This window comes from Enterobacteriaceae endosymbiont of Donacia thalassina (assembly GCF_012568245.1).
GTDB lineage: Bacteria > Pseudomonadota > Gammaproteobacteria > Enterobacterales > Enterobacteriaceae.
Map to the genome: position 1 here is coordinate 98,002 of NZ_CP046188.1, position 20,221 is coordinate 118,222.

Annotated in this window: 20 protein-coding genes, 1 tRNA gene and 1 pseudogene; 10 read left to right on the forward strand and 12 right to left on the reverse strand. The window is 19.7% G+C overall.

Annotated elements, in window-relative coordinates:
* The first annotated feature begins 2 nt into the window (after window positions 1-2).
* The 4 genes from pheS to tyrS all read left to right on the forward strand — a co-directional run bounded on the left by pheS (window position 3) and on the right by tyrS (window position 5,502).
* A complete protein-coding gene (gene pheS / locus GJU02_RS00510) occupies window positions 3-998 on the forward strand; it encodes a phenylalanine--tRNA ligase subunit alpha (RefSeq protein ID WP_168919152.1) in 996 nt (331 codons plus the stop codon).
* Complete coding sequence (pheT, locus tag GJU02_RS00515; RefSeq protein WP_168919153.1) at window positions 995-3,475, forward strand: phenylalanine--tRNA ligase subunit beta; 2,481 nt, start codon at window positions 995-997, stop codon at window positions 3,473-3,475. The genes pheS and pheT overlap by 4 nt, the downstream gene beginning before the upstream one ends.
* A gap of 100 nt (window positions 3,476-3,575) precedes the next feature.
* Window positions 3,576-4,199 (forward strand): riboflavin synthase, encoded by a 624-nt coding sequence (locus tag GJU02_RS00520; protein WP_168919154.1) that lies wholly within the window; start codon window positions 3,576-3,578, stop codon window positions 4,197-4,199.
* Between the two features lie 19 nt (window positions 4,200-4,218).
* Window positions 4,219-5,502, forward strand: a complete 1,284-nt coding sequence (tyrS, locus tag GJU02_RS00525) for a tyrosine--tRNA ligase (RefSeq protein ID WP_168919155.1) — start codon at window positions 4,219-4,221, stop codon at window positions 5,500-5,502.
* A gap of 29 nt (window positions 5,503-5,531) precedes the next feature.
* Here tyrS and GJU02_RS00530 read toward each other — a convergent pair.
* Both GJU02_RS00530 and GJU02_RS00535 read right to left on the reverse strand, forming a co-directional pair.
* Window positions 5,532-5,604 (reverse strand) — tRNA-Val (locus GJU02_RS00530).
* A 47-nt stretch (window positions 5,605-5,651) separates the two neighbouring features.
* Window positions 5,652-6,992 carry an MATE family efflux transporter gene (locus GJU02_RS00535; RefSeq protein WP_168919156.1) on the reverse strand — a complete coding sequence of 447 codons (1,341 nt, stop codon included), beginning with the start codon at window positions 6,990-6,992 and terminating at the stop codon, window positions 5,652-5,654.
* A gap of 148 nt (window positions 6,993-7,140) precedes the next feature.
* Between GJU02_RS00535 and grxD the strand changes: the two genes are divergently transcribed.
* Window positions 7,141-7,455, forward strand: coding sequence for a Grx4 family monothiol glutaredoxin (gene grxD / locus GJU02_RS00540; protein WP_168919157.1), 315 nt, complete (start codon window positions 7,141-7,143; stop codon window positions 7,453-7,455).
* 21 nt (window positions 7,456-7,476) lie between these two features.
* Here grxD and rnt read toward each other — a convergent pair whose 3' ends face one another.
* Window positions 7,477-8,118, reverse strand: a complete 642-nt coding sequence (gene rnt, locus GJU02_RS00545; protein WP_168919158.1) for a ribonuclease T — start codon at window positions 8,116-8,118, stop codon at window positions 7,477-7,479.
* 180 nt (window positions 8,119-8,298) lie between these two features.
* Here rnt and minC point away from each other — a divergent pair, with 180 nt between their 5' ends.
* Genes minC through minE form a run of 3 tightly spaced genes read left to right on the forward strand, consistent with a single transcriptional unit; the run spans window position 8,299 to window position 10,203 of the window.
* The gene (gene minC / locus GJU02_RS00550; RefSeq protein WP_168919159.1) at window positions 8,299-9,069 is read left to right on the forward strand and encodes a septum site-determining protein MinC; all 771 of its coding nucleotides are present in this window, start codon (window positions 8,299-8,301) and stop codon (window positions 9,067-9,069) included.
* A gap of 34 nt (window positions 9,070-9,103) precedes the next feature.
* Window positions 9,104-9,913: a septum site-determining protein MinD gene (gene minD / locus GJU02_RS00555; RefSeq protein WP_168919160.1), complete on the forward strand. Its 810-nt coding sequence runs from the start codon at window positions 9,104-9,106 to the stop codon at window positions 9,911-9,913.
* A 2-nt stretch (window positions 9,914-9,915) separates the two neighbouring features.
* Complete coding sequence (minE, locus tag GJU02_RS00560) at window positions 9,916-10,203, forward strand: cell division topological specificity factor MinE (protein ID WP_168919161.1); 288 nt, start codon at window positions 9,916-9,918, stop codon at window positions 10,201-10,203.
* A 9-nt stretch (window positions 10,204-10,212) separates the two neighbouring features.
* Here minE and tsaB read toward each other — a convergent pair whose 3' ends face one another.
* Window positions 10,213-10,893: a tRNA (adenosine(37)-N6)-threonylcarbamoyltransferase complex dimerization subunit type 1 TsaB gene (gene tsaB, locus GJU02_RS00565; RefSeq protein WP_168919162.1), complete on the reverse strand. Its 681-nt coding sequence runs from the start codon at window positions 10,891-10,893 to the stop codon at window positions 10,213-10,215.
* A 248-nt stretch (window positions 10,894-11,141) separates the two neighbouring features.
* Between tsaB and hslV the strand changes: the two genes are divergently transcribed.
* Window positions 11,142-11,669 (forward strand): ATP-dependent protease subunit HslV, encoded by a 528-nt coding sequence (gene hslV, locus GJU02_RS00570; RefSeq protein ID WP_168919163.1) that lies wholly within the window; start codon window positions 11,142-11,144, stop codon window positions 11,667-11,669.
* Window positions 11,670-11,688: 19 nt separating this feature from the next.
* Window positions 11,689-13,008, forward strand: a complete 1,320-nt coding sequence (hslU, locus tag GJU02_RS00575; protein WP_168919164.1) for an ATP-dependent protease ATPase subunit HslU — start codon at window positions 11,689-11,691, stop codon at window positions 13,006-13,008.
* Between the two features lie 39 nt (window positions 13,009-13,047).
* Here the strand turns inward: hslU and hisIE are convergent, their stop codons facing one another.
* The 8 genes and pseudogenes from hisIE to hisG all read right to left on the reverse strand — a co-directional run bounded on the left by hisIE (window position 13,048) and on the right by hisG (window position 20,163).
* Window positions 13,048-13,656, reverse strand: coding sequence for a bifunctional phosphoribosyl-AMP cyclohydrolase/phosphoribosyl-ATP diphosphatase HisIE (gene hisIE / locus GJU02_RS00580; protein ID WP_168919165.1), 609 nt, complete (start codon window positions 13,654-13,656; stop codon window positions 13,048-13,050).
* Window positions 13,650-14,429 (reverse strand): imidazole glycerol phosphate synthase subunit HisF, encoded by a 780-nt coding sequence (hisF, locus tag GJU02_RS00585; protein WP_168919166.1) that lies wholly within the window; start codon window positions 14,427-14,429, stop codon window positions 13,650-13,652. Before hisF ends, hisIE begins: the two co-directional genes overlap by 7 nt.
* Entirely contained in the window at window positions 14,411-15,151 is a 741-nt protein-coding gene (locus tag GJU02_RS00590) for a 1-(5-phosphoribosyl)-5-[(5-phosphoribosylamino)methylideneamino] imidazole-4-carboxamide isomerase (RefSeq protein ID WP_168919167.1), read from the reverse strand. Before GJU02_RS00590 ends, hisF begins: the two co-directional genes overlap by 19 nt.
* A 9-nt stretch (window positions 15,152-15,160) precedes the next feature.
* The gene (hisH, locus tag GJU02_RS00595; RefSeq protein WP_168919168.1) at window positions 15,161-15,751 is read right to left on the reverse strand and encodes an imidazole glycerol phosphate synthase subunit HisH; all 591 of its coding nucleotides are present in this window, start codon (window positions 15,749-15,751) and stop codon (window positions 15,161-15,163) included.
* A complete protein-coding gene (hisB, locus tag GJU02_RS00600; protein WP_168919169.1) occupies window positions 15,748-16,815 on the reverse strand; it encodes a bifunctional histidinol-phosphatase/imidazoleglycerol-phosphate dehydratase HisB in 1,068 nt (355 codons plus the stop codon). The genes hisH and hisB overlap by 4 nt, the downstream gene beginning before the upstream one ends.
* Window positions 16,816-16,841: 26 nt before the next feature.
* Complete coding sequence (gene hisC, locus GJU02_RS02270; protein ID WP_168919457.1) at window positions 16,842-17,903, reverse strand: histidinol-phosphate transaminase; 1,062 nt, start codon at window positions 17,901-17,903, stop codon at window positions 16,842-16,844.
* A gap of 48 nt (window positions 17,904-17,951) precedes the next feature.
* Window positions 17,952-19,259: pseudogene (gene hisD, locus GJU02_RS02275) on the reverse strand (histidinol dehydrogenase); the annotation flags it as partial.
* A 4-nt stretch (window positions 19,260-19,263) separates the two neighbouring features.
* Complete coding sequence (gene hisG / locus GJU02_RS00615; protein ID WP_168919170.1) at window positions 19,264-20,163, reverse strand: ATP phosphoribosyltransferase; 900 nt, start codon at window positions 20,161-20,163, stop codon at window positions 19,264-19,266.
* Window positions 20,164-20,221: the final 58 nt, after the last annotated feature.

Here is a 20,221-nt window from a genome sequence, read left to right on the forward strand (position 1 = left end):
ATATGGTATATGATGATATAGTTATTATTGCAAAAAAAGAAATTTATGCGATAAAGAGTATTAATGATCTAAATATATTAAAAATTAAATATTTAGGTAAGAAAGGATATATTACAACACAATTTTTATTAATAAAAAATTTAGTAAAAAAGGAAAGAATAAATAAAAGTATTATTATTAATAAACAGAAAAAACAAATAAAAAAAATAATAGAAAAACGTAAAAAAGAAATAGAACTAGAAAAAAATGATAAAAAGCTTTTAAATCAAAAAATTGATATTTCATTACCTGGAAAATATATTAAAATCGGTTCTGAACATCCTATAAAAAATATAATTAGTGAAATTGAAAAATTTTTTATCAAAATTGGTTTTGAAATAGTTATAGGTCCGGAAATAGAAGATGTTTATCATAATTTTGATGCATTAAATATTCCAAAATATCATCCTATAAGAAAAGAACAAGATACATTTTGGTTAGATAAAAATGTTTTATTACGTACTCAAACTTCTAATGTTCAAATTAGAATAATGAAAAAAACAAAACCTCCCATACGTATATTAACTTCCGGAAAAGTATATCGTAATGATTATGATAGTAGTCATACACCAATGTTTCATCAAATAGAAGGATTATTTATTGATAAAAAAGTAACTTTTACAGATTTAAAAGGAATATTAATCTTGTTCTTAAACTTTTTTTTTGGTAAAAAATGTAAAATACGTTTTAGACCTTCTTATTTTCCTTTTACAGAACCTTCTTTAGAAATAGATATTTTAAATAAAAACAAAGAATGGATAGAAATTTTAGGAGCTGGAATGGTACATCCTAATGTTTTAAAAAATGTTAAAATAAATTTTATAAAATATCGTGGATTTGCTTTTGGTTTAGGAGTAGAACGATTAGCTATGTTACGTTATAATATTCATGATATACGTTCATTTTATGAAAATGATATACGTTTTCTTAAACAATTTAAATTTAATAATTTTATATGATTAAGTTCAGTGCATCATGGTTAAAAGAATGGTTAAATTATAATAAAGACATTCATTCTTTATCAAAGATAATAACAATATTAGGATTTGAAATAGAAAAAATTGAATATATTAAAAATAATATAAATTTTGATAATATTTTAGTAGGAGAAATTGTAAAATACTATGTATATCAAAAAAATCCTAAAATTTATAAATTAATAATATTAATTAATAATGGAAGATTTTTAAAAATATTTTCTAATATAAATAATTTAAAAAATAAAACTAAAGTTATTTTAGCAACCAAAGATTCTTCATTATATAAAAAATATATTAAAATTCCAGAATATTCTTTTTTACTTAAATCTGAAGGATTATTATGTTCTAATAAAATTATTAATTCATATAAAAAAAAAATTTTAAAAAATGATATAATTAAATTACCCTATAATAGTTATAATGGGGAAAATGCAAATCAATATTTAAAAAAAATAACTGATAATATATTACATATTAATATACCTACTAATAGACCCGATTGTTTAAGTATATTAGGACTAACTAGAGATTTATCTGTTTTAAATAACGTTTTTTTTTTACAAAAACCATATAATAATATTTTACTTAAAAAATCAAAAAAATATAATATTAATATTAATTTTAATAAAAATATTAATGATATATTATATCAATATAATTATTGCATAGTTAAAAATATTGATCTTACAAAAGAAATTCCACTATTTATTAAAAATAGATTATTCCAATCTGGAATTAAAATTTCCATCGAAAATCCATTATTAAATATTTATAATTATATAATTTTAGAACTAGGATATCCTATTCAATTTTATGATTTTAATAAAATTACCGGTGATATTTATATCAAAAGTAAAAAAAAAAATCAAAATAATATATTAAATTTTGAAAATAAAAATATTAATTTAATAAATAATAATTCTTTATTAATCATAAAAGATAAATCTAAAATAATTTCTATACCTGGAATAATACAAAATAAAGATGTAATCATTCAATTAACAACAAAAAATATTCTAATAGAATGTTTCTTTATAAATAAAAAATATTTTGAATATTTATTTAATGAAAATAGTTATTTTAATAATAATTCTAACATATATAATAGATTTTTAGATCCATTAATACAAAAAGAAGTTATAATAAGAACAGTAAATTTAATAATAGAAATATTTGGTGGTGATAGAAGTAAAATTTATTCAATTAATATGAATAGTATTAATTATATACAAAAAATTATTAAATTATCATTTAAAAATATATATAAAATTTTAGGTTTTCATATTTTAAAAAAAAATATAATTAATATTTTAAATAAATTAAATTTTTTAATTATAAAAAAAACAATTAATTATTTTATTATTAAAATACCTAGTTGGCGTAATGATATAAATATTGAAGAAGATATAATAGAAGAAATTATCCGTATATATGGATATAATAAAATTCCTAATAAGATAGAAATATGTTTGATCAAAAAAAATATTTTAAAAAAGCAAAATTTAAAATTAAAAAATACAAAAATTAATTTTAAAAAAATTAAAAATATTTTAATTCATAAAGGATATCATGAAGTAATTAATTACAGTTTTATTAATCCTAAAATACAATCAATTTTATATCCAAAAATAGAAGAAATTAAAATTCAGAATCCCCTTACAAATGAAACATCTGTTATGCGTTGTTCTTTAATATGTGGTTTAATAAATAATATTATTTATAATCAAAATAGACAACAAAAAAATTTACGTTTTTTTGAATATGGATTATGCTTTTTCAAAAATTTAAAAAAAAAAATAGGAATATCACAAAAATTAATATTATCTGGAATAACAAATGGAAATTTATATTCTGATTATTGGGGTGAAAAAAATAAATTAATAAATTTTTATGATATAAAAGGTGATATAGAATATTTTTTTGATTTTTTAAAAAAAAATAATAAAATAGAATTTCGTCAACAAAAAAATATTACAATATTACATCCATATATTAGTTCATTAATATATTTTAATAATATATATATTGGATATATTGGAATGTTACATCCTAAATTTACTAATTATTTTAATATAAATTACGATACTTTTTTATTTGAAATTTTTTTTGATAAAATTATTGTAAATAATATTTTAAATTTACAAAAAATTATTAATTTACCGGTAAATAAAAGAGATATATCTTTTTCAATTAAAAAAAACATCTATTTTATAGATATTTTATCTTTTTTAAAAAAATTAAAATTAAAAGATATAATAAAAATAAAATTAATTGATATATATCAAGGAAATAATATTCCTGTAGGATATAAAAATATTACATTAAGTATATTTATACAAAATAAATATCATACATTAACTGAACAAGAAATTAATAGTATTATAAAACAATGTATTTTCGAATTAAAAAAAAAATTTCAAATTTTATTTAAAGATTATATTGATAATCATCAATAAAATTTTTTAATTAATTTTTTTATATTAATTTAATTTTTAATATAAAAAAATATATATTATTTATATAATAAATATATTTATATTATAAAAAAGTAAAAAAATGTTTACAGGTATTATACAAACTATAGGTAAAATTATAAATATTATTTTATATAAAAAAATATATTCTTTACATATAAAAACAAATAAAAAATTTATAAAAAATCTGAAAATAGGAGATTCAATTTCTAATAATGGATGTTGTTTAACAATTATTAAATTATATAATAATATAATGATTTTTAATATAATAAAACAAACATTTAATATTACTACTTTTAAAAAAGTAAAAGTTGGTGATTATGTAAATCTTGAAAAACCTATAAAAATTAATAGTTTTGTTGGAGGACATATAGTTTTAGGACATATTACTGATATAGCTATTATTACAAATATTAAAAACTATAATTTTTCTAAAATTTTATGGATAAAACCTAATAATATTTTACAAATGAATTATATTTTAAAAAAAGGATCTATATGTATAGATGGTGTTAGTTTAACAATAGATAAAAAATTAAAAAATAAATTTAGTGTAAATATAATACCAGAAACATTATCTAAAACTACATTATCTAAAAAAAATATTTATAATTATGTAAATATAGAAACTGATATATATACTAGAAGTATTATTCAGACTACAAAAAAATTATATAATCATAATATGAAATATTTTAAATGAAATAATAAAAGGAATGTAGATGATAAAAAAAAATAATATAAATATTCTAAAAAAATTAGAAGAACGTAATATCTTATATCAAGCAACTAATAAAGAAGATTTATTTAAAATTTTAAATGAAAAAAAAATTAATCTTTATTGTGGTTTTGATTTAACAGCAGAAAGTTTACATATAGGTCATTTAATACAACTAATTACACTTAAATATTTTCAAGAATTAGGACATAAACCTATAATTTTATTAGGAGGAGCTACAAGTTTAATTGGTGATCCTAGTTTTAAATTAAAAAAAAGAAAAATAAATCCAATAGATAATATAAATCTATGGTTTAAAAAAATTAGTTTACAAATAAATAATTTCTTAGATTTTAATTGTGGTAAAAATAGTGCGATTATAATTAATAATTATGAATGGTTTCATCAAATGAATATTCTTTTTTTTCTAAAAAAAATTGGTAAACATTTTTGTGTTAATCACATGATGAATAAAGATTCTATAAAAAATAGAATGACAAATAATAATATTCAAGGAATTTCTTTTACTGAATTTTCTTATAATTTATTACAATCATATGATTTTGCATATTTAAATAAAAAATTTGATGTAATACTCCAAATTGGAGGATCAGATCAATGGGGAAATATTATATCAGGAATAGATTTAATAAAAAAAATATATAAAAAAAAAGTTTTTGGTTTAACTACTAATTTAATTATTAAAAATGATGGAACAAAATTCGGAAAAACTGAAAAAGAAGCTATATGGTTAGATCATAAAAAAACTAATCCATACAAATTTTTTCAATTTTGGTTAAATATACCAGATTCAATCGTTTTTAAATTTTTAAATATGTTTACTAATTATGAATCAAAAATTATTAAATCTTTTTATCAAAAACAAAATAATATTAAAAAAAATAGTCCTCAATATCTTCTTGCAACATACATGACTAAAATGGTACATGGAGAAACAAATTTAGTTATATCAAAAAAAATAACTAATTTACTTTTTTATGAAAATATAAATAATTTTTCAGAAAATGATTTTTTAACACTTTTAAAAAATATTCATAATATTTCTTTAGAAAATAAAAGTTTTGATTTACCAACAATATTAATCTTAAGTAAATTTACATCTTCTAGAAAGAAAGCAGTTATTTTAATAAAATCAAATTCTATTTTTATTAATAATCAAAATATATCTAATACTAACTTTATATTTACAGATCATGATAAAAAATTTCATCATTTTACTTTATTACGTAAAGGAAAAAAAAATTTTTGTTTAATTTATTGGAAATAAATAAAAATATAAATTATAAAATAACTTTATGCGTTCTAGAGGATTTGAACCTCTGACTTTCACCATGTCATAGTGACACTCTAACCACTGAGTTAAGAACGCATATAAAACATTAATATTCTATATGTTATACTATATATATATAATAATCAATTTTTTTGTATTTTTATAATACGTAATATAATTAATATTGCTCCAGTTGTTAATCCAATAATAAATCCAATCCAAAAACCAGATGGTCCCATAGGATGGGTAATTAAATTTGTAAAAGATAAAATATATCCAATAGGAAAACTTATAATCCAATATGATATAAATGTAATTAAAAAAATAAATTTAGTGTCTTTATAACCTTTTAAAATACCGGTTCCAATCACATGAATAGAATCTGAAAATTGATAAATAGATGATAATAATATTAAATGAGATGATAAATTTATAATATTTAAATTAAGATTATATAATGAAGCAATTTTTTTTTTAAAAATAATACTAATTAAAATAGTAAAAATAGATATTATTATCCCAATACTTTGAGAAATCCAACTAATAATTTTTGCTTTTTTTTTATTACCTAAACCTAAATAATATCCTATTAATATAGTAGTAGAAATACTTAATGATAGAGGAATAATAAAAATAAAAGAACTAAAATTTAAAGCTATTTGATGACTAATAATATCATCTATTTTCATCATAGATGATATTAATAAGGAAACAATACTAAATAATGTAATTTCACAAAAAATAGATAAACCAATAGGTAAACCTAATTTTAATATTTTTTTCAAAATTTTAAAATCAGGTTTATTTAATAAATTAAAACATTTAATTTTTTTAAAATAAATGGATTTTAACATCCATATTATGGTTATAATAAATAATATCCAGTATATTAATACTGTAGATAAACCACATCCTAAACCACCAAACGATGGTATATAACTAAAACCATAAATAAAAATGTAATTAATTGGTATATATAAAACTACTCCAATCCAACTGATAATCATATCAGGTATTGTTAATGATAATGATATACATAAACAACGTGTTATTTGTAATAATAAATATCCTGGTATACTCCAAATTATTATATTTAAAAATTTTTTTATTTTTAAAATAAAAAATTTATTATTAAATAATAAAGATATTAAAAAATTTATTTTATATAAAATAAACATCATTATTAATGATAATGTTATTGCTAATAAATATGATTGTTTAATATAATTAGTTATTTTTTTATTGTTTTGAGATATATATAATTTTGTAATAATAGGTATTAAAGATAAAAAAATACCATGTCCAAATAATATTATTGGCAACCAAATTGATGTTCCTATTGATATAACAGCCATATCAATTTTATTGAAAGAACTAGCCATAATCATATTAATAATACTTATTAAAAGATAAGCTATTTGTGTTAAAATTATGGGTATCGCAATATTAAATAATTTTTTTGTTTCGATTAAATATTTTTGCACATATAACCTTTTTTATATTTATTATAATTTATAAAAAATAAATTTTATTGTATAAATAATATTTTACTTTTAAAAAATTTTAAACTACTATATACATAGTTATTCTAATTATTATTCTTTTATCATTATAAATAAAATAGAGAATTTTATGCAAATTTTTGATAAGATTAAAAAACAAATTAATAATAATTCTATAATTTTATATATGAAAGGAAACCCTAAACATCCTCAGTGTGGTTTTTCCCAAAAAGCTGTTCAAATTATTTTATTTTACAAAATAAAATTTACTTATATTGATGTTTTACAATATCCTGATATTAGAAAAAACTTACCAAAATATGCTAACTGGCCAACATTTCCCCAGTTATGGGTTAATAATAAATTAATAGGAGGTTATGATATACTTTATACATTACATGTTAATAACGAATTAAAAAATATTTTAAATTTTAAAAAAAAATAATTTTTTTATATACTTATAAAATTAGGAAAAAGAATTGGGAGGCCATCCGCCTTTTATTTTCCATTTATTAACTAATTTGCAAAATAATTCAGCAGTACGATTAGTATCATATAAAGCTGAATGTGCTTTGTTATTATCAAATGGGATACCAATTGCATGACATGATTTCGCAAGAACAGTTTGACCTAAAATTAATCCACACATTGAAGTAGTATCAAATATTACAAAAGAATGAAATGGATTATAATTTTCTAATTTTGTTCTTTTTGTAGCTTGCATAATAAAACTATGATCAAAACTAGCATTGTGAGCTACTATAACTGCTTTTCTACATTTATTTATTTTTATATCTTGAGAAATTTTTTTAAAAATGATTTTTAAAGCTTTTTTTTCAGTTATAGCACCTCTTAAAGAGGTGTCAATATTAATACCATTAAAAGCTAATGCTTCTAAAGAAATATTTGAACCTTTAAAAGGTAAAATATGAAAATGTAATGTTTCATTTTTTTCTAACCAACCATTATGCATTCTCAATGTTATTATACTTATTTCTAATATAGCATTATATTTAGAATTAAATCCTGAAGTTTCAATATCTATTACAACAGGATAAAAACCTCTAAATCTATGAGATAATAGATCTAACTTTGATAAATTTTTCATTTTTATTCTTTAAATTTTTATTTAAATATATTTTATATTGATATTATATAAATAAATAAATTATACTTTTATCAAAAAAATTACAAGTATAAAATATTTTATATATATTAAAAAAGTATTAATATAATTAATAAAGTTATTTTAAATAAAAATAATTTTAGTTAATTAAAGGCGATAGAAATGTTAACAAAAATAATTAAATTTAAACAAAATAATTTTTCATTTTATGTAATTTACTTATATAGTAATCAACCTGAACTTATATTTAATGCTATTAAAAAAAAAATAAATCATTCTCCTATTTTTTTTACAAAAATATCAGTTATTATAAATATTTATCATATAAAAAATGAAATAAATTGGGAAAAAGTTTATAATGCTATTATTTCTACAGGAATTAATATTATAGGAGTAAGTGGTTGCAATAATAAAAATATAATTAAAATGATAAAAAAAACGGGTATACCTATTTTTTTTACAAAAAATAAAGATAACAAAAAAATTCAAAATATTGATGTTAAAAATCAAAAAAAAAATACTGATAATAATATAATACAAAAATCTATTATAAAAATAATAAAAGAAAAAAGTTCATTATCATTAAATAAAAATATTATTTATAATAAAAGTAAAATTATTTATAATCCAATTAGATCAGGACAACAAATTTATGCTTATAATAGTGATTTAATTATTATAAATAATGTTAGTACAGGAGCAGAATTAATAGCAGATGGAAATATTCATATTTATGGTTTTATGAGAGGAAAAGCTTTATCTGGAGCAAATGGAGATAAAAATTGCCAAATTTTTTGTAATCAATTATTTGCTGAATTATTATCTATTGCAGGTGAATATTTACTTCAGGATCAAATTCCTAATAAATTTTTAGGAAAATCATCAAGAATATATTTAAAAAATAAAGTATTAACAATAAAATCATGTAATTAAATTTAATTTAAATTTACTATTAAAGGAAATTCTAATGCGTATAATTGTTGTTACTTCGGGTAAAGGTGGAGTAGGTAAAACTACTTCTAGTGCCGCTATAGCTACAGGATTAGCTAAAAATGGTAAAAAAACAGTTGTTATTGATTTTGATATTGGACTACGTAATCTTGATTTAATTATGGGATGTGAAAGAAGAGTAGTTTATGATTTTATTAATGTTTTACAAGGTGAAGCAACATTAAATCAATCTTTGATAAAAGATAAAAAATATAAAAATTTATATATTTTACCTGCTTCACAAACAAAAAATAAAGATGCTTTAACTTATAAAGGAGTAGAAATAATTTTAAAAAATTTAAATATAATGAATTTTGATTTTATTATTTGTGATTCACCAGCAGGTATTGAAACTGGGGCATTAACTGCATTATATTTTGCTGATGAAGCTATTATTACTACTAATCCTGAAATTTCTTCTATTCGTGATTCTGATCGAATATTAGGTATTATTTCTTCACAATCTAAAAGAGCTAAATATGGGGAAAAACCTATTAAAGAATACTTATTATTAACACGTTATAATCCTATAAGAGTAGACTGTGGAGATATGTTAAGTATTGATGATATTATTGAAATTTTAGGAATTCAAATTATAGGTGTTATCCCGGAAGATCCTTTAGTTTTAAGAGCATCAAATCAAGGTAAAAGTATAATTTTACATGATAATTCTAATGCTTCATTAGCATATAATGATACCGTTAAGCGTTTATTAGGAGAGAAAATCCCTTTACGTTTTATAAAAAGCGAGAAAAAAAATTTTTTACAACGTTGGTTTTGGAGATAATAATGAACTTTATTAATTTTTTTTTATCAAAAAAAAAAAAAACTGCTAATATTGCAAAAAAAAGACTACAGATTATTATATCAGAAGAATCAAAAAAAGGATATATTTATCCTTGTTATATAACACAATTAAAACAAGAAATATTAAAAGTTATTTCTAAATATACTAAAATTAATCCTAATATGATTAATATAGAATTAGATGATAAAAAAAATAATATATCAGTGTTAGAATTAAATATTACATTACCTAAAACAAAAAAATATATTAAAAATAAACATGAAAAATAATAATTTTATTTAAAATACATTTTTTATATAATTAATTTTATAATATTTTCTTATTTTTTTTTTATTTAATAAAATATTATTAATAATATTAATAATTTCTTCTGAAGAATAATTTTTATTTTCAATAAAATGTATTTTTACATTTTTATTTGATATTTTTTTTATATTATATTTTAAATAATTATTAATATTAGAAATTAATACCCATCTACCTTTTAGATATAAAATTTTATTTATAAAATCATGATGTTTTATTAAACATTCATTATGTTTTCCAATCCATAAACTTTTTTTGTTTCTTTTATATAAAGAAAAATATAAAAATTCTTTATTACATTGAATAATGGTTATTATTTTTTTGATTCCTGTTATTTTCCAAGATTTTTCTGCTAAAATCATTAAATGAGATAAACCTATTTTAGGAATATTTAGTACATAAGAAATACTTTCTATTGTTGCTATACCTATTCTTAGACTTGTAAAATTTCCAGGTCCTATATTATATCCTAATAAATTTATTTCAGATAATAATAAATTTGTTTCTTTTAAAATACTATTAATTAAAAATAGTATATATTTAATATGTGAATAAGGACAATATTGAATTTTTTTATAAATTATTCCATTATTTTTTAATGTTACTAAACAATATTCTGTAGACGTATCAATAGTTAAAATATTTTTGTACATATAATCCTTATTTAAAAATAAATTTATTGTTTAAAATAAAAATTATGTTATAATTTTAGTGTTTTAATAAAATTCAAACTATTTTATCAAATAATTATAATATAATTATTAATAAAATAAAATATTTTATATTAAAATATAATAAATTTTAAAATAATATTTTTTTATTAAAATTTTTTTAGAGTAAAATTATTTGTATATTGTTATGAGATATAAAATAATAATAATTAGAGTGAGGAATAAAACTCATGACAACAATAGTAAGTGTTAGGAAAAATGGGGATGTAGTTATCGGTGGTGATGGGCAAGCAACTCTTGGTCATATTATAATGAAAGGAAATGTAAAAAAAATTCGTAAATTATATCATGATACAGTAATTGCAGGTTTTGCTGGTGGTACTGCAGATGCTTTCACTCTATTTGAATTATTTGAACAAAAATTAGAAGTATATCAAGGAAATTTAACAAAATCAGCAGTAGAATTAGCAAAAGATTGGAGAACAGATCGTATTTTACGTAAATTAGAAGCTTTATTAGTAGTTGCAGACAAAATTAGTTCTTTAATAATTACAGGAAGTGGAGATGTTATTCAACCTGAAAATAATATAGTAACTATTGGTTCTGGTGGACCATATGCGCAAGCATCAGCTCGCGCTTTATTTGAAAATACTAATTTAAGTGCATATGAAATAGTAAAAAAATCTTTAAATATAGCAGGAGATATTTGTATATATACTAATCATAATTTTACTATTGAAAAATTACCATGTACATAAGCATAGGAAAATGATATTTATGTCTGAAATGACCCCAAAAGAAATTGTGAGAGAATTAGGCAAATTTATTATTGGACAAGAAAGTGCAAAAAAAGCTGTGGCTATAGCATTAAGAAATCGTTGGCGCCGTATGCAGCTAGATGAAAATTTAAGACAAGAAGTTACACCTAAAAATATATTAATGATTGGTCCTACTGGTGTAGGAAAAACAGAAATTGCGCGTAGATTAGCAAAATTAGCTAATGCTCCTTTTATAAAGGTAGAAGCAACTAAATTCACCGAAATTGGTTATGTAGGCAAAGAAGTAGATTCTATTATTCGTGATTTAACTGATGTTTCTATAAAAATGATTAAGATACAAGCACTTAATAAAAATTGTAATAAAGCAAAAGAAATGGCAGAAGAAAGAATCTTAAATGTTTTAATACCAAATAAAAGTAATTGGAATCAAGATGATAATATTGAATCTATTCGTCAAAAATTAAAAATTAAACTTAAAAATGGATTATTAGATAATCAAGAAATTGAAATTAATGTATCTAGTACCCCTATGGGTATTGAAATTATGGCTCCTCCAGGAATGGAAGAAATGACTAGTCAATTACAATCATTATTTCAAAATTTAGGTGGTAATAAACAAAAAAAACGTAAATTAAAAATTAAAGATGCAATGAAATTATTAATAGATGAAGAAGCTGGAAAATTAATTAATAATGAAGATATTAAACAAAAAGCTATAGAAGCTGTTGAACAAAATGGAATTGTATTTTTAGATGAAATAGATAAAATTTGTAGAAGAAGTAATAATGTATCTTCTGATATTTCTCGTGAAGGAGTACAAAGAGATTTATTACCTTTAGTAGAAGGATGTACGGTTTCAACAAAACATGGAATGGTTAAAACAGATCATATTTTATTTATTGCATCAGGATCATTTCAAATATCTAAACCCTCTGATTTAATTCCTGAATTACAAGGTAGATTGCCTATTAGAGTTGAATTAAAAGCATTAACTAGTAATGATTTTGAAAGAATTCTTATAGAACCTGATACATCTATAACAGTGCAATATAAAGCATTATTAGCAACTGAAAAAGTAAATATTATCTTTACTAAAGATGGTATAAAAAGAATTGCAGAATCTGCTTGGAAAGTAAATGAAACAACAGAAAATATAGGAGCTAGAAGATTACATACTGTTCTTGAACATTTAATGTCTGATATTTCTTATAATGCAAATGAATATAATAATAAATCTATTGTTATTGATAAAAATTATGTAAGTAAACATCTTGACACATTAATAATTAATGAAGATATTAGTCGATATATTTTATAATAAATTTTTTAATTTTTAATTAATATAAATTTAAAAAAATTATGAGTTTCTTTTTCTTAAAATTTGTATAATATCACACAAATTAATATTTTTCATTTTTAATAAAACTATTAAATGATAAATTAAATCTGCTGTTTCTTGCATAGTTTCTTTATTATTATTATCATTTGCAGCTATAATAGTTTCTATAGCTTCTTCTCCTACTTTTTGGGTAATTCTTTTTAATCCACTTTTATATAAATTATAAGTATATGAAGAATCTATAGAATTTTTTTTTTTATCTAAAATATTTTCTAATAAATATAAAAAAGTAAAATCTGATATTGTTTTTTTAAAACAACTATATTCATTTAAATGACATGTTTTATATACTGGTTGAACTAAAATTAGCAATGTATCATTATCGCAATCTGTTTTAATTTTTTTTATATATAAAAAATTACCAGTTGTTTCTCCTTTTGTCCATATTCTATTTTTAGTTCTAGAAAAAAATGTAACTTTTTTTGTCTTTAATGTTATTTTAAGAGATTTTTGATTCATATATGCATGCATAAGTATTTGACCTGAAATTTTATGTTGTATAATAGCGGGAATTAAACCATTTGTTTTATTCCAATTTAAATTACTTAATATATTTTTTTTTAACATATTCTTACCTCAATATTTTTTTTATGTAAAAATTTTTTTAATTTATGAATATTAATAATATTTTTATGAAATACTGATGCAGCTAAAGCACCATCAACATTTATATTTTTATGAAAAACATTATAAAAATTATCTAAAGAACCTGCTCCACCAGAAGCAATTAAAGGAATGTGACAAATTTTTCTAACTTTTTTTAAAAGCACCATATCATATCCTGAGCATAATCCATCTTGGTTCATCATATTTAACACTATTTCACCAGCTCCTAATTCTTGTACTTTTTTAATCCATTCTATTGTTTCCCAATTAGTTATTTTTGCAGTTTTTTTATTACCAGTATATTTATATACATAATATTTTTTATCTTTTTTGTTATACCAAGAATCTATTCCAACAACAATACATTGTTTTCCAAAATAATTAGATAATCTTTTTATCAAAAAAGGATTATTTAATGCAGGAGTATTTATAGATATTTTTTCAGCTCCTGAATGTAATATTTGTGCTGCATCTTCTATAGATTTAATACCTCCCGCTATACAAATAGGTATACTAATAATTTTAGCAATTTGAGAAATCCATTTTTTATTTACTAATCTTTTATCAATAGATGCGGTAATATCATAAAATACTAATTCATCAGCACCTTCTTTATCATATTTAGATGCTAAAGATAAAATATCTCCTATAATTTCATGATTTTTAAATTGTTTCCCTTTTACTACTAAATTTTTATAAACATCTAAACATGGGATTATTCTTTTTGCCAACATAAATTAGCCTCTTGAAGAGTAAATTTTTTTTCTAAAAAAGCTCTTCCTATAATAATATCTTTTACTCCACTTTTTTTTAAATTAATAATATCTTCTAATTTAGAAATTCCTCCAGATGCTTGAAAAAATATTTCTGGATATTTTTTAACTATTTCAGTATATAAACTTATATTTGGTCCTAAAAAAGTCCCATCTCTAGAAATATCTGTACATAAAACATATTTTAATCCTAAAGATAAAAATTTTTCAATAATATCTTCAAAAATTATATTACTTTTATTTTGCCATCCATTAATAAAAACTATTTTTTTATTATTTTTATTAATTTTAATATCTAAAGCTAGAATTATAGAATATGGATTATATATTTTAAACCATTTTTGTACATTTTTAAAATCTTGTATAATTGAAGATCCTAATATAATTTGAATTTTAGGTTTTAAATTTAAAACTAGATCTATATCTTTTTTATATCTAATTCCTCCTCCTAATTGTATAGGAGGTAATTTATTTTTAAAAATATTTTTTAATAAAACTATTTGTTTTTTATGAGGATTTTTTGCTCCATCTAAATCAATAATATGAATTTTTTTAGCTCCTTGTTGCATATATTGTTGTATATAAAATATAGGTTCATATAAATATTTACGTTTTAAATTAAATTTTCCTTGATGTAATCTAACTACCTTTCCTTTTATTAAATCAATTGCTGGGATTATCATATTTTAATTTTATATATTTAAGAAATTTTTAATTAATTGAATACCATTAATTCCGGATCTTTCTGGATGAAATTGGACTCCAAAAAAATTTTTTTTTTGAATAACAGAACTAAAAATTTTTTCATAATTAGTAGTAGCTATTGTATATTTGTTAATATTAATATTATAACTATGTGAAAAATAAAAATAGGAATTTTCTTTAATATTATGAAATAATGGTGATGATATTATATTTTTTACTTTATTCCATCCCATATGAGGAATAGGTTTATTTGTACTGTTCATTAAATTTACAGAATAATCTAAAACACCTAATGTAGAAACTCCTTCATTCTCTTCACTATATTTTCCTAAAATTTGCATACCTAAACATATGCCTAATAAATCTATTTTACAATTTTGAATTAATTTTATTAAATTATCATTTTTTAATTTTTTTATTATAGAATAAGCAGAACCTACTCCAGGTAAAAAAATTTTATCAGCATTTAAAATTTTATTTTTATTATTTGTAATTTCCGAATTAAATCCTACTTTTTTTATAGTAGATTTTAAAGAATAAAAATTACCACAAGATGTATCTAAAATAATAATTTTCAAATCAAAACTCCTTTTGAACTAGGAATAATATTATTTACTTTTTTTATAGCTTGTTTTAAAGAACATCCAAAGGCTTTAAATAAACTTTCACTTTTATGATGATCATTTTCTCCTGTAACTTTTAAATATATATTACATGACATAGAATATGATAAAGAATAAAAAAAATGTTTAATCATTTCTGTACTTAAATCTCCAATTTTTTGATATTTAAATTTTGCATGATATTGCAAATATGGCCTTCCTGATAAATCAATTGAACATTGAGCTAATGATTCATCCATTGGTAATAAAAAACCAAATCTATTAATTCCTTTTTTATCCCCAATAGCTTTTGTAAAAACTTTTCCTAATAATATTGCAATATCTTCTATTGTATGATGATCATCAATATATAAATCTCCTTTACTGTAAATTTTTAAAATAAATCCTCCATGTATTGCTATTTGTTCTAACATATGATTTAAAAACTTAATTCCAGTATTTATATTATTTTTACCATTTTGGTCTAAAAATAATTCAACATGTATTGAAGTTTCTTTTGTTATTCTTTTTATTGTAGCATATCTTTTAATTGGTGTTAATTTAGTTAAAATATGTAACCAATTACATATTTTTTTATTATATAAAATACCATTAATTCCAATATTTTTTGCTAATTCAATATCAGTTAAACGATCTCCTATAACATAACTATTTTTTTTGTCTAAATTATCATTTAAATATGATTTTAATAATGTTATATTTGGTTTCCTACATATACAATTATCATAAGAATAATGAGGACAAATTAAAATATTTTCAAATTCTATACCTTGAGATTTAAAAATATTAATCATAAAATTATGTGGAATATCAAAAGATTTATAAGGAAAATTTTTACTACCTAAACCATCTTGGTTTGTAATAATTATAAATAAATAAGAAAATTTTTTTAATTCTGATAATGTAATAATAACATGTTTTTCAAAAAATAATTTATTAATATTATCAACTTGATAATTATTTTTAGGTTCAGATATCAAGGTACCATCTCTATCTATAAAGAGTATTTTTTTTAACATATAATAAGTTCTTTTTTGTTAAATTATTAACAAGATAATTGTTTTAATTCAAAAAATAATTTTTTACATTCAAAAAATGTTCCTATTGTAATTCTTAAACAATTATTTAATTTTTTTTCATGATTTTGATTTCTTACAATTATTTTTTTTTTAGTTAATTTTTTAAATATAAATTCAGAATTATGAAATTTTACTAAAATAAAATTAGTTGAACTATCAAATATATTTTTTATACAATTACATTTATATAAATTTTTTATTAACCATTTTTTATTATTAATTATTATTTTAACATTATTTTTCATAATAATTAAATTTTTTGAATTTAAAGCTTGTATAGCTATATCAACAACAGGTGCAGGTATGGGATATGGAGCAATAACTTTCAGTAATACATCAATAATATTTTTATTTGTTAAAATAAAACCACAACGTAAACCTGCTAATGCAAATGCTTTTGATAACGTTCTTAATATAATTAAATTATGATATTTATTTATTAAATAAGAAAAAGTTTGATCTACACAAAACTCAATATAAGCTTCATCAATAACAATAATTGTTTTATTTTTTGTTAATTTTAATAGCCTTATTATATCATTTTGATTTATATAATTACCAGTGGGATTATTAGGATTACAAATATAAATAATTTTAATCTTATTAAGATTTTTTTTAATTTTATTTAAATTTAATTCCCAATTATTATTACTATCAATTTTTATATATTTTATATTTAATATTTCAGCAGTAACACGATACATATCATATGTTGGGGGACAAAATAATATTTTATCTTTTTTTGGATTACAGAATGTACGCATTACTAAATCTATACCTTCATCAGCTCCTCTTGTTATTAAAATATTCTCAGGATTTAAATTTACATATTTACTATATAAATTAATTAATTCTTTAGGTTGTGGTTCTGGATATCTATTAAATATTTTCTTATTTAAAGAAAAAGAAGAAATAATAGGAGATTCATTGGCATTTAATGCTACTAAATGATTAGTAATATTATCATTTTTATATAATAAGCGTGCAGATTTATATGGAATAAAATTAATAATATTTTTTCTAATCATTTGATGAATATTATCTATTTTTTTTTTTTTTTTTTGATTAAAGAAATTTTGACTAATATATTTTTTTCTTATTATAATAGAATTACTATGACCTAATAAGTTTTCTTTTTTTGCCATAATTTCTACTGTATTAGAAATATTTAATAAACCTTGCTTTGTTAATTTTTGGACATAAATTCTTTTTTGAAAATCAGAAATTCCTAAACAAGAGTATGTTAATGCATAACCATAAGTAGGTAAAACATGATTAGTTCCTGAAGCATAATCTCCTACTGATTCAGGAGCCCAATGTCCTAAAAAAATTGATCCTGCATTAATAATTTTTGATAAAATTTTATTATAATCATTACATTGAATAATAAGATGTTCAGGAGCATATTGATTTATTATTTTTATACATTCTTCAATATTTTTTTCTATTATAATATAACTCTTACTAAGAGATTTTGTTGCTATATGTTTTTTAGGTAATTTATCTAATTGATTTAAAAGTTCTTTTTTAACTAATTTTGCTATTTTTTCTTCAAAAGTAACTAAAAATACTTGTGAATCTATACCATGTTCTGCTTGTGATAATAAATCAGCTACAATAAATTTATAATTTGCATATTTATCAGCTAAAATCATTAATTCTGATGGGCCAGCCGGCATATCTATAGATATATTTTTATAAGTTTTATTTTGATTACTGACTTGTCTTTTAGCTTCTGTAACAAAAAAATTTCCTGGTCCAAAAATTTTATCTACTTTATTGATAGATTCTGTTCCAAAAGCCATTGCTGCTATAGCATGAGCTCCTCCTACTTGAAAAATATTTTTAATATTGCATAAATATGCAGCAAACAAAATTTCATTAGATATAGGAGCAGGAGAACATAATATAATGTTAGGACATAATGCTAATTTAGCTGGAATACCTAACATTAATACTGTAGAAAATAATGAAGATGTCCCACCTGGGATATACAATCCTATCCTAGGAATAGGACGATAAATTTGGTGACAAAATACTCCAGGTATAACTTCAATTATTTTTTTATTTAAAATTTGATATTTATGAAATTTATATATATTATTATATGCATTTTTTATAGCATTTTTAATATTTTGATCTATATATAATTTTGAATTATATATTTTTTTTTTGTCTATTTTTAATTTATTAATTTTAATCTTATCAAATAAAAAATTATATTTTTTTAATGCTCTATCTCCCTTTTTTTTAACTTGATCTAAAATATTACTTATATTATTTTTAATTTTTTCATCTATTAAAAATATTGGACGAGATAATATTTTTTTTCTTTGTTCTTTATTATAATTATTCCAATAAATCAAATTATTTAAAAAAGTCATTTTATTACTCCATGATTTTTTCAATAGGTAAAACTAAAATAGAACTAGCACCTAATAATTTTAATTTTTCCATTTTTTCCCAAAATAATGTTTCACTACATACCATATGTATGGCTACTTTTTTAATTTCTCCTCTTAATGGTAAAATAGTAAGATTTTGAACATATGGTAATAATGTCATTACTTTTTCTAATTTTTTATTTGGGACATGTAACATTATATATTTAGATTCTCTAGCTTGTATTACTCCTTTTATTCTTGCTAATAATTTATTTATTAAAAGTTGTTTAAATGTTGTTATCTTATCATAACGTTGTATTAAACATGCTTGAGAATTATATATAATTTCTACTTCTTTCATTCCATGTGCTTCTAAAGTAGCTCCAGTTGAAACTAAATCACAAATAGCATCTGATAAACCTAATCTAGGAGCTAATTCTACTGATCCATTTAACATACAAGATTTAAATGTAATATTATTATTATCAAGATATTTTTTTAATAAATTAGGATAAGAAGTAGCAATACAAGAATTTTGCAAAGATTGCAATCCTATATAATTTTTATTAATAGGTATTGCTATTGATAATCTACATATACCAAATTTTAATTTACGTAATATTAAATAATTAGCATGATTTCCTCTTGATAATCTATTTAAAACTTCTTCTTCTAAAACATTTTTACCAATAATTCCTAAATCAACTACTCCTTCCATAATTAATCCCGGAATATCATCATCACGTACTTTTAAAATATCAATTGGCATATTTTCTGCAAAAGCTATTAATTTTTGTTGTTGTAAATTAATTTTAAGACCACAATTCTTTAGTAATTTACTAGATTCATTACTTAACCGACCAGATTTTTGTATAGCTATTCTTAAACGATTATTATCTAGCATATTTTACCTTTTATTTATAAAATTTTAAAATTTTAATTTTTATTTAAAAATTAATTAT

What these genes read in the sequence shown, in the direction of transcription:
- pheS (WP_168919152.1), top strand. Translation starts at nt 3, where the DNA reads ATGGTATATGATGATATAGTTATTATTGCAAAAAAAGAAATTTATGCG.
- pheT (WP_168919153.1), top strand. Translation starts at nt 995, where the DNA reads ATGATTAAGTTCAGTGCATCATGGTTAAAAGAATGGTTAAATTATAAT.
- GJU02_RS00520 (WP_168919154.1), top strand. Translation starts at nt 3,576, where the DNA reads ATGTTTACAGGTATTATACAAACTATAGGTAAAATTATAAATATTATT.
- tyrS (WP_168919155.1), top strand. Translation starts at nt 4,219, where the DNA reads ATGATAAAAAAAAATAATATAAATATTCTAAAAAAATTAGAAGAACGT.
- grxD (WP_168919157.1), top strand. Translation starts at nt 7,141, where the DNA reads ATGCAAATTTTTGATAAGATTAAAAAACAAATTAATAATAATTCTATA.
- rnt (WP_168919158.1), bottom strand. Translation starts at nt 8,118, where the DNA reads ATGAAAAATTTATCAAAGTTAGATCTATTATCTCATAGATTTAGAGGT.
- minC (WP_168919159.1), top strand. Translation starts at nt 8,299, where the DNA reads ATGTTAACAAAAATAATTAAATTTAAACAAAATAATTTTTCATTTTAT.
- minD (WP_168919160.1), top strand. Translation starts at nt 9,104, where the DNA reads ATGCGTATAATTGTTGTTACTTCGGGTAAAGGTGGAGTAGGTAAAACT.
- minE (WP_168919161.1), top strand. Translation starts at nt 9,916, where the DNA reads ATGAACTTTATTAATTTTTTTTTATCAAAAAAAAAAAAAACTGCTAAT.
- tsaB (WP_168919162.1), bottom strand. Translation starts at nt 10,893, where the DNA reads ATGTACAAAAATATTTTAACTATTGATACGTCTACAGAATATTGTTTA.
- hslV (WP_168919163.1), top strand. Translation starts at nt 11,142, where the DNA reads ATGACAACAATAGTAAGTGTTAGGAAAAATGGGGATGTAGTTATCGGT.
- hslU (WP_168919164.1), top strand. Translation starts at nt 11,689, where the DNA reads ATGTCTGAAATGACCCCAAAAGAAATTGTGAGAGAATTAGGCAAATTT.
- hisIE (WP_168919165.1), bottom strand. Translation starts at nt 13,656, where the DNA reads ATGTTAAAAAAAAATATATTAAGTAATTTAAATTGGAATAAAACAAAT.
- hisF (WP_168919166.1), bottom strand. Translation starts at nt 14,429, where the DNA reads ATGTTGGCAAAAAGAATAATCCCATGTTTAGATGTTTATAAAAATTTA.
- GJU02_RS00590 (WP_168919167.1), bottom strand. Translation starts at nt 15,151, where the DNA reads ATGATAATCCCAGCAATTGATTTAATAAAAGGAAAGGTAGTTAGATTA.
- hisB (WP_168919169.1), bottom strand. Translation starts at nt 16,815, where the DNA reads ATGTTAAAAAAAATACTCTTTATAGATAGAGATGGTACCTTGATATCT.
- hisC (WP_168919457.1), bottom strand. Translation starts at nt 17,903, where the DNA reads ATGATTAGAAAAAATATTATTAATTTTATTCCATATAAATCTGCACGC.
- hisG (WP_168919170.1), bottom strand. Translation starts at nt 20,163, where the DNA reads ATGCTAGATAATAATCGTTTAAGAATAGCTATACAAAAATCTGGTCGG.